Source organism: Rhizobium sp. SRI_017, from assembly GCF_057586295.1.
In genome coordinates this window covers 378,766-390,696 of the sequence record NZ_JBYCZP010000004.1, presented here as the reverse complement: position 1 = coordinate 390,696, position 11,931 = coordinate 378,766, and the positions used below count along the sequence as shown (strand labels likewise).

General features: G+C 61.0%; 13 protein-coding genes and 1 riboswitch. Of the genes, 8 read left to right on the top strand and 5 right to left on the bottom strand.

What is annotated here, in order from left to right; all coding sequences use genetic code 11:
- Window positions 1-293: 293 nt before the first annotated feature.
- From AC2YI2_RS12220 to AC2YI2_RS12195, 6 genes are all read left to right on the top strand, one after another.
- Window positions 294-626, top strand: coding sequence for a hypothetical protein (locus tag AC2YI2_RS12220; protein WP_487386741.1), 333 nt, complete (start codon window positions 294-296; stop codon window positions 624-626).
- 90 nt (window positions 627-716) lie between these two features.
- Window positions 717-807, top strand: a riboswitch (glycine riboswitch).
- A 155-nt stretch (window positions 808-962) separates the two neighbouring features.
- Entirely contained in the window at window positions 963-2,099 is a 1,137-nt protein-coding gene (gene gcvT / locus AC2YI2_RS12215) for a glycine cleavage system aminomethyltransferase GcvT (protein ID WP_487386740.1), read from the top strand.
- Between the two features lie 41 nt (window positions 2,100-2,140).
- The gene (gene gcvH / locus AC2YI2_RS12210; RefSeq protein ID WP_487386739.1) at window positions 2,141-2,503 is read left to right on the top strand and encodes a glycine cleavage system protein GcvH; all 363 of its coding nucleotides are present in this window, start codon (window positions 2,141-2,143) and stop codon (window positions 2,501-2,503) included.
- Complete coding sequence (gene gcvP, locus AC2YI2_RS12205) at window positions 2,503-5,367, top strand: aminomethyl-transferring glycine dehydrogenase (protein WP_487386738.1); 2,865 nt, start codon at window positions 2,503-2,505, stop codon at window positions 5,365-5,367. Before gcvH ends, gcvP begins: the two co-directional genes overlap by 1 nt.
- 113 nt (window positions 5,368-5,480) lie before the next feature.
- Complete coding sequence (locus AC2YI2_RS12200; RefSeq protein WP_487386737.1) at window positions 5,481-5,780, top strand: alkylphosphonate utilization protein; 300 nt, start codon at window positions 5,481-5,483, stop codon at window positions 5,778-5,780.
- Window positions 5,781-6,018: 238 nt separating this feature from the next.
- The gene (locus AC2YI2_RS12195; RefSeq protein ID WP_487386736.1) at window positions 6,019-6,141 is read left to right on the top strand and encodes a hypothetical protein; all 123 of its coding nucleotides are present in this window, start codon (window positions 6,019-6,021) and stop codon (window positions 6,139-6,141) included.
- A 99-nt stretch (window positions 6,142-6,240) separates the two neighbouring features.
- Here the strand turns inward: AC2YI2_RS12195 and AC2YI2_RS12190 are convergent, their stop codons facing one another.
- The 5 genes from AC2YI2_RS12190 to cysG form a co-directional block, all read right to left on the bottom strand.
- The gene (locus AC2YI2_RS12190; protein ID WP_487386735.1) at window positions 6,241-7,056 is read right to left on the bottom strand and encodes a ferredoxin--NADP reductase; all 816 of its coding nucleotides are present in this window, start codon (window positions 7,054-7,056) and stop codon (window positions 6,241-6,243) included.
- 206 nt (window positions 7,057-7,262) lie between these two features.
- Window positions 7,263-7,760, bottom strand: a complete 498-nt coding sequence (locus AC2YI2_RS12185; RefSeq protein ID WP_487386734.1) for a DUF934 domain-containing protein — start codon at window positions 7,758-7,760, stop codon at window positions 7,263-7,265.
- A gap of 11 nt (window positions 7,761-7,771) precedes the next feature.
- Window positions 7,772-9,445 (bottom strand): nitrite/sulfite reductase, encoded by a 1,674-nt coding sequence (locus tag AC2YI2_RS12180; RefSeq protein ID WP_487386733.1) that lies wholly within the window; start codon window positions 9,443-9,445, stop codon window positions 7,772-7,774.
- Between the two features lie 57 nt (window positions 9,446-9,502).
- Window positions 9,503-9,784, bottom strand: a complete 282-nt coding sequence (locus AC2YI2_RS12175; protein WP_487386732.1) for a DUF2849 domain-containing protein — start codon at window positions 9,782-9,784, stop codon at window positions 9,503-9,505.
- Window position 9,785: 1 nt separating this feature from the next.
- Window positions 9,786-11,231, bottom strand: a complete 1,446-nt coding sequence (cysG, locus tag AC2YI2_RS12170; RefSeq protein ID WP_487386731.1) for a siroheme synthase CysG — start codon at window positions 11,229-11,231, stop codon at window positions 9,786-9,788.
- 204 nt (window positions 11,232-11,435) lie between these two features.
- Between cysG and AC2YI2_RS12165 the strand changes: the two genes are divergently transcribed.
- Both AC2YI2_RS12165 and AC2YI2_RS12160 read left to right on the top strand, forming a co-directional pair.
- Window positions 11,436-11,630, top strand: coding sequence for a hypothetical protein (locus tag AC2YI2_RS12165; RefSeq protein WP_487386730.1), 195 nt, complete (start codon window positions 11,436-11,438; stop codon window positions 11,628-11,630).
- 6 nt (window positions 11,631-11,636) lie between these two features.
- Window positions 11,637-11,924: a type II toxin-antitoxin system RelE/ParE family toxin gene (locus AC2YI2_RS12160; RefSeq protein ID WP_487386729.1), complete on the top strand. Its 288-nt coding sequence runs from the start codon at window positions 11,637-11,639 to the stop codon at window positions 11,922-11,924.
- Window positions 11,925-11,931 lie beyond the last annotated feature (7 nt).

Sequence of the window (11,931 nt, the reverse complement as noted above, 5' to 3'; positions counted from 1 at the left end):
CACTCGTCAATTCATAATGTCGAATTCTTGCGGAAATTCTGTACAAGTCCGGCCAATTCAAATAATTTCAGCTGATTTACCAATACATTCAGTTCACCATCGTGCGCTGTATTATAATACGGGCGTATGTTTCAACCTCTGTGCCGCTCCGTTACAGGTATGAGTAGCCTGTATACCTTCTAGCTGGACGAGCTTCCGACAGAGAAATGCCGGTCTCTGCCGAACCATTAAATTTCTATGAATTTCCTCAATCTTCCATGGAGAGCCCGCTGATAGATTGCTGGTGATCGAGAATGGAAGGTCTCATGGTTCAGGTCGTCACCGTCTCCGCCACTACCGCAGCCTACGCAGCAGAAGGGCTCAGGCCGAGCGCGCGCGTCAGCGGCGTTTCGCCGTCGGAGAAGACCGTCCAGGCGCTCGCGGCCGAGGTCGAGAAGAGCGGCGACTTCGAGCGGAAGGCAATCCTCAACGTGGTGCAGCCACCGGCGCTTTCGCTTTTCTTCCTCACCGCGGAACGACAGCCCGATAATACGCTCAGACGCGCCCAGCAGGAGTATCTGCAGATGCTCGAGGGGCCCCTCGCCGAAGACGACAAGGCCGAAGAAGAGCCGAACTCCGAGGGCTGAGCGCCCTACCCTTTAACGCGTCCGCGACAATTCTTGCGGTAAAAGCGTCATCCCCCTCTTGCCATGACCCCTCAGGCACAGCTATCACATGGCCAGCCGCTGGGAGAATCTGCATTCTCGAAGCAGTGCCGAAGGAGCAACCGCCCCGGAAACTCTCAGGCCAAAGGACCAGCGGCGAGGTTACGGACTCTGGAGAATGATGCGGTCCCCAGGATGCGCATCTGCCGAAGGGATAACAATCTCAGGCATCAGGACAGAGGGGGCTTAAGATTTGCGGGCGCCGATTGGGCCCTGTTCTTGAGCTGGGCGCTCTCGCGCCGAACCGGAGGACCTCTCGTGGACGACCAACCTCTTCTCAGAACACCGCTTCACGCGCTGCATCTGTCGCTCGGCGCACGCATGGTGCCCTTCGCCGGTTACGACATGCCGGTGCAATATCCGCTCGGCGTGATGAAGGAGCATCTGGCGACTCGCTCCGATTGCGGTCTGTTCGACGTCTCCCATATGGGCCAGGTCGCGATCCGTCCGCGCTCGGGCATGATGGAGGATGCTGCGCTCGCGCTCGAGAGCCTGATCCCGATCGACATTCTCGGCCTCAAGCCCGGCCGCCAGCGCTACGGCTTCTTCACCAATGACGATGGCGGTATTCTCGACGACCTGATGGTGGCCAATCGTGGCGATCATTTCTACATGGTCGTCAACGCCGGCTGCAAGGAAGCCGACTTCCGCCACATGGCCGAACGATTGTCCGACCGCTGCACGTTCGAGATCCTGCTGGATCGCGCGCTGATCGCACTGCAGGGGCCGCTTGCCGAGCAGGTACTCGCGGAATTCTGTCCCGAGGTCGCCTCCATGAAGTTCATGGATGTCGAGGTTGATGATCTCCACGATGTCGACTGCATCATCACGCGTTCGGGCTATTCAGGCGAGGACGGTTTCGAAATCTCGATTCCATCGGACAACGCCGACCTCCTCGTGCGACGGCTGCTCGATCATCCGCATTGCCAGCCGGTCGGCCTCGGCGCCCGCGACAGTCTCCGCCTCGAAGCGGGCCTCTGCCTCTATGGAAACGATATCGACACGACGACGACGCCGGCGGAGGCGGGGCTCGAATGGGCGATGCAGAAAGTGCGCCGCTGGGGCGGCGCGCGCGCCGGCGACTTCCCCGGTGCCGACCGCATCCTCGATGAACTCGAACACGGCGCGACACGGCGGCGGGTCGGGCTGCGGCCGGACGGCAAGGCGCCGGTGCGTTCGCATGCACCGCTCTATTCCGATGAGGGCGGCCAGACGCGTATCGGCGAAGTCACCTCGGGCGGCTTCGGGCCCACCGTCGATGGGCCTGTTGCCATGGGTTACGTTTCCATCGGTCAGGCCGCCTCCGGCACGCGCGTCTTTGCCGAGGTCCGCGGCAAGTTGCTGCCCGCCACGGTGACCGACCTGCCTTTCGTCACGCCGCGCTACAAGCGCTGACAGATATCCTCACACGACATCATCTCCGGGAGAGAAGACTCATGCTGAAATTCACCGAAGAACACGAATGGCTGAAGATCGACGGCAACGTCGCAACTGTCGGCATCACCGCCCACGCAGCCGAACAGCTCGGCGACCTCGTCTATGTCGAATTGCCCTCGGTCGGCGCGACCTTCTCCAAGAATGACAATGCCGCGACCGTCGAGAGCGTCAAGGCGGCGTCGGACGTCTACTGCCCGCTCGACGGCGAGATCGTCGAAATCAATGACGCCATCGTCGCCGACCCGGCACTGGTCAATTCGGACCCGCAGGGTGCGGCTTGGTTCTTCAAGCTCAAGCTCGCAAGTCCCGCCGATGCCGACGGCCTGATGGATGAAGACGCGTACCGCAGGATGATCGCATAATGGCTCTCCCCAAGGATTTCACCTTCACGGATTACGATCCGTATAATTTCGCCGACCGGCGCCATATCGGCCCCTCGCCGGCCGAAATGGATGCGATGCTCAAGGTGGTCGGCTACGGGAGTCTCGACGCCCTGATCGACGACACCGTTCCCTCTTCCATCCGTCTCAAGACGCCGCTCAAGTGGGACCAGGCGCTGACCGAGCGCGAGGCGCTCGACAAGATGCGCGAGACCGCCAACCTGAACCGGAAACTCGTCTCGCTGATCGGCCAGGGCTATTACGGCACGATCACGCCGCCGGTCATCCAGCGCACTATCCTGGAAAATCCGGCCTGGTACACAGCCTATACGCCCTACCAGCCCGAGATCAGCCAAGGCCGCCTCGAAGCGCTCATCAACTACCAGACCATGGTGAGCGATCTCACCGGTCTCGACATCGCCAATGCCTCGCTGCTCGATGAATCGACTGCGGCCGCGGAGGCGATGGCCATGGCGCAGCGCGTGGCGAAATCGAAGTCTCTGACCTTCTTTGCCGACGAAAACTGCCATCCGCAGAACATTGCACTGCTCAAGACCCGTGCCGAACCGCTCGGCTGGAATGTCGTGGTCGGCGACCCCTTCCGCGACCTCGACAGCAACAATGTCTTCGGTGCGATCTTCCAGTATCCCGGCACCTATGGCCACGTTCGCGATTTCACGCCGCTGATGGAGAAACTCCATGCTGCCGGTGCGATCGGCATCGTCGTCGCCGACCCGCTGGCCCTTTGCCTTCTCAAGTCACCCGGCGAGATGGGCGCCGACATCGCCGTCGGCTGCACCCAGCGCTTCGGCGTTCCCGTCGGCTATGGCGGCCCGCATGCGGCTTACATGGCGGTCAAGGACGAGTGGAAGCGCTCGATGCCTGGTCGTCTGGTCGGTGTTTCGGTCGACGCACGCGGCAACCGCGCTTACCGCCTGTCGCTGCAGACCCGCGAACAGCATATCCGCCGCGAGAAGGCGACGTCGAATATCTGCACCGCGCAAGTCCTTCTCGCCGTCATGGCCTCGATGTATGCCGTCTTCCACGGTCCGCAGGGCCTCAAGGCGATCGCCCAGAGCGTCCACCAGAAAACGGTGCGACTGGCCAAGGGCCTCGAAAGGCTCGGTTACACGGTCGAGCCCTCGACCTTCTTCGACACGATCACCATCGAAGTCGGCAAGCTGCAGGGCGTGATCCTCAAGGCGGCCGAGGCAGAGGAAGTCAACCTCCGCAAGATAGGCGACGACAGGATCGGCATCTCGCTCGACGAGCGTTCCCGTCCGGTGACGCTCGAGGCCGTCTGGCGCGCCTTCGGCGGCGACTTCAAGACCGATGATTTTGAGCCCGACTGGCGCCTGCCGGAGGATTTGCTGCGCACCAGCAGCTACCTCACGCATCCGATCTTCCACATGAACCGTGCGGAAAGCGAGATGACCCGCTATATCCGCCGCCTCTCGGACCGCGATCTCGCGCTTGATCGCTCGATGATCCCGCTCGGTTCCTGCACGATGAAGCTCAACGCCACGGCCGAGATGCTGCCGATCACCTGGCCGGAATTTGCCGAAATCCATCCCTTCGTCCCGAGCCATCAGGCGCTGGGCTACAAGGTGATGCTGGACGATCTCTCGGCCAAGCTCTGCGACATCACCGGCTACGACGCCTTCTCCATGCAGCCGAATTCCGGCGCGCAGGGCGAATATGCGGGTCTGCTCACCATCCGCAACTTCCACATCGCCAGTGGCGACAGCCATCGCGACGTCTGCCTGATCCCGACCTCGGCACATGGCACCAACCCAGCCTCGGCGCAGATGGCCGGGATGAAGGTGGTGCCGGTGAAAGTCTCCGACAACGGCGATATCGACCTCGCCGATTTCCGCGCCAAGGCCGAGCAGCATGCGGCCAACCTTTCCTGCATCATGATCACCTATCCCTCGACGCATGGCGTCTTCGAGGAGACGGTGCGCGAGATCTGCGAGATCACCCATAAGCATGGCGGCCAGGTCTATCTCGACGGCGCCAACATGAACGCCATGGTCGGTGTGTCACGGCCCGGAGACATCGGCTCCGACGTCAGCCATCTCAACCTGCACAAGACCTTCTGCATTCCGCATGGCGGCGGCGGTCCGGGCATGGGGCCGATCGGCGTCAAGAAGCATCTCGCCCCTCACCTGCCCGGGCATCCCCAGTCGGACGGGCGCGATGGCGCGGTCTCCGCCGCCCCCTTCGGCTCGGCCTCCATCCTGCCGATCAGCTGGAGCTACATCCTGATGATGGGTGGCGAGGGACTCACCCAGGCGACCAAGGTTGCGATCCTCAATGCCAACTACATCGCCGCGCGGCTCAAGGGCGCCTATGACGTGCTCTACAAGTCAGACAAGGAGCGGGTGGCGCATGAATGCATCATAGACACGAGACCGCTCCAGGCGAGCTCGGGTGTCACCGTGGAGGACATCGCCAAACGCCTGATTGATTGCGGCTTCCATGCTCCGACGATGAGCTGGCCGGTTGCCGGTACCCTGATGATCGAGCCGACGGAGAGCGAGACCAAGGCAGAACTCGACCGCTTCTGCGATGCGATGCTGGCAATCCGCGAGGAAGCCCGCGCCATCGAGGACGGTTCGATGGACAAGGACAACAATCCGCTCAAGAATGCGCCGCATACGGTGCAGGACCTCGTCGGCGAATGGGATCGCCCTTATTCCCGCGAGCAGGCATGCTTCCCGCCCGGTGCCTTCCGGGTCGACAAGTACTGGCCGCCGGTCAACCGCGTCGACAATGTCTATGGCGACCGCAACCTGATCTGCTCTTGCCCCCCGGTTGAGGAATACGCCCAAGCGGCGGAGTGAACACCAAGACGGGGCGCGCCGAGGCAAATTGGCGCGTCCTTTGGCCATTGCGTTGACGTCCTGACTTCTGTAACCGGGCACTCTTCCGTATTCACGACCGAGGACGACGACGCATGGCCGGAGATGACGACTACATCTATGACGAAGCCACCGGCGAATGGCGTCCGGCCTCCGAAGTCACGGCGGCTCTGGCTGCAAAGGCCGAGGTGCGCGATGCCGCTGGCAACGTGCTGGCCGACGGCGATTCCGTCGTGCTGATCAAGGACCTGAAGGTCAAGGGCGCCGGCCAGACGTTGAAGCAGGGCACTGTGATCAAGGCAATTCGTCTCACTGACAACCCGGATGAGATCGACTGCCGGCACGATCAGATCAAGGGTCTCGTGCTCAGGACGGAGTTCGTGCGCAAGCGATAATACGCCTGCCTGCATCTGGCTTTTTCACCATTTCTTCACCCGTTGGGCTCTATAAATCGGTCATTAGTATCGCAGGGTGTGCGAAATGGGTCTCTCATCTGTCGCGTCGATTGCTCTCCAGAGTTTGAGAGAGCAGGCAAACAATCTCGAATCCACAGCCAACAATATTGCCCATACGGATTCTGGTGCGTACCAGCCGCTAGGCGATCACGCGTCCGCACCACCGTCGGATGACGGCGTGGATCTCGCAACCGAAATGCTGGATCTCACCGAGGGTGAAGTCGCCTATCGCGCCAATGCAACGGTTTTCGAAGCCGGCGCCGATCTCTGGGAAATTCTCGGTGTCGTGAGTCGCGACTGAGCGTGCTGACTTCAGAAAACGTCCCAACGATCCAACAAAAAACCCGGTAGATTGGCATCTACCGGGCTTAAAGGCTATTCATCAGCAGGCTTGCCGATCTCAGTCGACGAAGGCGCGCTCGATGACGAACTCGCCGGGCTTGCTGTTGGCGCCCTCGTCCAGCCCCGCGTCGATCAGGAGCTGCTTGGTTTCCTTGAGCATGCCAGAGGAGCCGCAGATCATCGCACGGTCGACTTCCTTGTCAAAGGGAGCAACGCCGAGATCGGCGAATAGTTTGCCGCTACGGATGTTGTCGGTGATGCGGCCCTGATGCGGATAGGACGGATCGCGTGTCACCGTCGCATAATGCTTGAGTTTGTCGCCAACGACCTCGGCCAGGAATTCGTGATTGCGGATTTCCTCGATCAGGTCAAAGCCGTACTTCAACTCGGCCACCTCGCGGCAAGTATGGCAGAGGATCACCTCGTCGAACTTCTCATAGGTCTCGGGATCGCGGATAAGGCTGGCAAACGGCGCGATGCCGGTGCCGGTCGAGAACATGTAGACGCGCTTGCCTGAAATGAGCGCATCATTGACGAGCGTGCCAGTCGGCTTCTTGCGCATCAGAACGGTGTCGCCGACCTTCAGATTCTGCAGGTGGCTGGTGAGCGGGCCATCCGGAACCTTGATCGAGAAGAATTCGAGTTCTTCATCCCAAGCCGGGCTCGCGACCGAATAGGCGCGGTAGATCGGCTTGCCCTCGACCATGAGGCCGATCATCGCGAACTCGCCCGAACGGAAACGGAATTCCGCCGGACGGGTCATCCGGAAGCGAAACAGCCGGTCAGTGTAGTGCTGGACCTCGGTCACCGTCTCGGCATAGACACCGGCGGGCACAGCATTTTCGATTTCGATCTTTAGCGCAGGCGCGTTCATGCGGGTATTATCCTCAAGACAGTCGAACGATCATGCTAGGCAGATATTACATCTTCCGCCTATAGAGAAGGCATCGCGTTCCAAGGCTGATTTCCCAGGAGGAATAAGCTTTTGATTTGCGCGAGTACGCAGCCTTCCAGCTTGACTCACCTTACTTCAAACGGCCGTCCCTGTCGAGAAATTTGTTTGTGTACAAATGAATTTGATCAGGAGACGCGACGCCAGCTATAGGACTTGGGATCTTCGGCCTTGCGCGCCGTCGGCTGATAGTGGTTGTCGATCCCGGGCAGCCTGCCCTCCTCCAACCGCCGGATCGCGGTGGCATTGGTGACGGCAAAGCTGGTGACCCCGACACGCAGCATCAGCGGGATCTGGTCGATCAGCACATCGCCAACCGCGCGCAATTCGCCCTGATAGCCGAGCCGCTCGCGCAACAGCGAGGAATGGCTGAAAGCACGACCATCGTTGAAAGCCGGGAAGTTGACGGCCACCAGCGCGATCTTGTCGAGATGCGGTGCCAGCGCCTTCACATTGTCAGCCGGCTGAATCAGCACGCCGAGGCCGGTCTCGCCGGCTTCGGCCTTCTCAATGAAAGTCGCGAGCGGCAGCAACGGCTTCTCGTTGCTGCCAGCCTCGGCTTCGTCGGTTTCGATTACCCACGGGTCATCGCTCTGAAAACCGGATTCGTTCCAGATTCTGGTCATATCGATGCTCCTCAGGCGGCTTCGGCGGCAGCGCCACCATAGAGAGCCGTCTTGAAGGGCTGCGGCCCGACACGGCGATAGGCTGCAAGAAAGGTCTCATCCTTCGACAGGCGCAGGCCGAGATAGGTATCGACCACCGTCTCGATCGCGTCAGTCACCTTTTCGGGTTCGAAGCCGCGGCCGATGATGTCGCCGATCGAGGTCTCGTTGTCGGCGGAGCCGCCCAGCGTGATCTGGTAGAGCTCGGCGCCCTTCTTCTCGACGCCCAGCAGGCCGATATGGCCGACATGGTGGTGGCCGCAGGCGTTGATGCAGCCGGAGATCTTGATCTTGAGTTCGCCAATCTCGGCCTGGCGCTCGGCAGAACCGAAACGTTCGGAGATTTCCTGCGCGACAGGGATCGAGCGGGCATTCGCCAGCGCGCAATAGTCCAGGCCGGGACAGGCAATGATGTCGGTGATCAGGTTCGAGTTCGCGGTCGCCAGGTTTGCGGGCTTCAGCGCACGATAGAGCGGCTCGAGATCGGCCAGTGCGACATGCGGGAAGATGATGTTCTGCTCGTGGCTGATGCGCAGCTCGTCGAAGGCATATTCCTCGGCGAGATCGGCGACGAGGTCCATCTGCTCATCGCTCGCATCGCCGGGGATTCCGCCGATCGGCTTCAGCGAAATCGTCACCATGCCATAGTCAGGGTGTTTGTGCGGCTTGACGTTCTGGTCGACCCAACGGGCGAAGTCCAGATCAGCCTTCTTCCAGCTCGCCAGATTGGCCCAGCCCTCGGGACGCTCGGTCAGCGCGGGCGGCGCGAAATAAGCTGTGATCGCCTCGACATCGGCTTCCGGCAGCTTGAGCTCGCCGTTCTTGAGTTCGGCGAACTCGGCCTCGATTTCGGCCGAGAGCTTCTCGACGCCTGTTTCGTGGACGAGGATCTTGATGCGTGCCTTGTACTTGTTGTCGCGGCGGCCATAGAGATTATAGACCCGCATGATCGCGGTGATGTAGCTGAGCAGATCCTCTTCCGGCAGGAAGTCACGGATCTTCTTCGCCACCATCGGCGTACGGCCCTGCCCGCCGCCGACATAGACGTCGAAACCGAGCACGCCGGCGTCGTTCTTCTTGAGAACGAGGCCGATGTCATGCACCTGGATTGCGGCGCGATCGTCCTTGGCGCCGGTCACGGCGATCTTGAACTTGCGCGGCAAGAAGGAGAATTCCGGGTGGACGGAGGACCACTGGCGCAGGATTTCCGCATAGGGACGCGGATCGGCGGCCTCGTCGGCAGCAGCGCCGGCGAAATGGTCGGCGGTGACATTGCGGATGCAGTTGCCCGAGGTCTGGATCGCGTGCATCTCGACCGAAGCGAGATCGGCAAGAATGTCGGGCGTATCGGCGAGCTTCGGCCAGTTGTACTGGATGTTCTGGCGCGTGGTGAAATGGCCGTAGCCGCGGTCATACTTGCGGGCGATATGTGCCAGCATCCGCATCTGCTTCGAATTCAGCGTGCCATAGGGAATCGCGACCCGCAACATGTAGGCGTGAAGCTGGAGGTAGACACCGTTCATCAGGCGCAACGGGCGGAACGCATCCTCGGCGAGCTCGCCGGCAAGGCGGCGCTCGACCTGATCGCGGAACTGCGCCACGCGGCCGTTCACAAAGGCATGATCGAATTCATCGTAACGGTACATTCACAAATTCCTTGGGCACAGGGTCCTTGGGTATGCTCGAGCGCATAGCTGGATCGGTCAGATCATATATTCGATGGTGGGGCCTTCGGCGCGAATGCGCTCGCGGAGCCGGAGCGGCCTGATCTGGCCCTCGATCTCCTCCACCTCGATCAGATTGACGTCCAGCACTTCGTTGTTCGCATAGGCTTTCTTGCCGATCGCTTCAAGCTTTTCGGCGTCTTCCTTGGTGTTGGCAACGACGGACCGGCCGATCCATTCGTTCCATTTGCCGTCGCGATCATACCAGACGGCGATGCCATCCGTAAGGCGATTGGCGGTGAGGACTTGGGCGGTGGACATTTCAGGCTCCAGAAACTTGCAAGCGTTCGGCGGCAACCGCCCGGCGGGCGGCCAGCGGCTCGGAATGGGTAAAATTGGCACCGGCGACGGCATCGCCGATAATGACCATGACGGGGCCGCCGAGATCGTCGCGGGCCTCAAGACCGGGCAGTTCGCGGAGTACGCCATGCAGCAGGCGCTTGTCGCGGCGGCTGGCATTTTCGACGACAGCGACCGTGGTCTCGGCCGGCAGACCGGCCTGCATCAGGCGCTCGGCAACCGAAGCGGCCACCGAGCGGCCCATATAGACGGCAATCGTGGCGCCGGAAATGGCAAGGCTCGCCCAGTCGGGCAGCGTCTCGCCGGTCAAATCATGACCGGTGGTGAAGATCAGCGAAGATGCGACGCCGCGCAGCGTCAGCGGCAGTTCGAAATCGGCCGCGGCAGCGAAGGCCGACGTAATGCCGGGAACGATCTCGTAGGATATACCCGCGGTGCGCAACGCCTGCATTTCCTCGGCCGCACGGCCATAGACCAGGGGATCGCCGGACTTAAGCCGAACGACACGTTTTCCCGCACGGCCAAGTTCGACGAGCAGATCGTTGATCTCATCCTGCGACTTCGAATGGCAACCCTTGCGCTTGCCCACGGAGAAGCGTTCCGCGTCACGACGGCCCATGGCGACGACCTCTGATGGCACCAGCGCGTCATAGACGATCGCATCCGCTTCCATCATGGCGCGCTGGGCGCGTAGCGTCAGCAGATCCTCCGAACCCGGACCGGCACCGACGAGCCAGACATGGCCCTCGACCTTCTCCATCGTCTTGAGCAACCGCGTCGCCTCGCGCTCGGCCTCGCCCAACTGCCCTGCATTGACCGCATTCGCCACTGCGCCGGAGAAGAAGCGGCGCCAGAACACCCGACGCGTGACACCGCGCGGCAGCAGGCTATCGACAGCGCCGCGATAAAGATCGGCGAGGCGCGCCAGAGGACCGAGCGATGGCGACAGCATCTGGTCGATCTGTGCGCGGATCATCTGCGAGAGCACGGGGCCAGCGCCCTCCGTGCCGATCGCGACGGCCACCGGCGCACGATTGACGATGGCCGGTGTGAAGAAATCGCAATAATCGGGCTGGTCGACAGCGTTGACCGGAATCCTGCGCTCGCGCGCCGCGGCAACAATGGTTCGGTCTTCTGCCGCGTTACCGGTCGCAGCAAATACCAGGGTCGCACCATCGAGCAACGAACCGTCAAAAGGCCGGGCAACGTGCCGGAAATCGTTCTGGATGGCGAGCGCCATCAGCGCAGCGTCCGGCGCATCCGAGACGAGCGTGATCCGCACACGCGTGTTGAGAAGCAGCCGGGCTTTCGCCAGCGCCTCGTCACCATTGCCCACGACCACGGCATCCTTCCCTTCCACGCGGAGGAAGGCCGGGAACACGCTGAGCTGATCGTCCCGATCGGGCATTCGTCAAATCCTGTTCGTCTAGTGTGCACTAATGCCAGAACAGGCGCACGATTTGAAGCAAGATGAATCTTGGCTTCCTGTCGCAAATATATTCTTTTGCTCGATAATTCGTGAATGGGAGCATTCTGTTTTGGCAAGAGCGTTCGCGTCGGTCGGTTGAAAAATCGTGGCGTTAGGCTATCTTTGGGAGAGTGAGGTGTCGATATGGTCAATACGCCAAAAGCTGCCGAGACAGAAACGGATCACGAGGAGACCTATGATGAATGGTTTCTTCGTCAGGTGGAGAAAGGCTTGGCCGAAGCCAACCGGCCAGACGCAGTATGGGTACCCCATGAAGAGGTGACGCGTGACTGGGAAGAGCAGCGCAAAGAACTTCTGGCAATGATCGCGAACAAGTAGCCGGACATGGATCTCGTCTGGTTGCTCCGAGCCCGGCAAGAACGACGATCCCAAATTTCCTACATCGCATCAAGGAACCCAGCAGCCGCTCTTGATATCGGCCTCATGTTATACAACGCCGTCGAGCGCCTTACACAATTCCCAGATTCAGGCCGGCCAGGACGGGCTCCGAATACCCGAGAACTGGTGATTGCTCACACCCAGCTGATCGCCGTCTACCGCATCGATCGCAAGGCGGACGAGATCCAAATCCTTCGCATCCTCCACGCCAAACAAAAATACCCGCCGGAATAATCTGTGC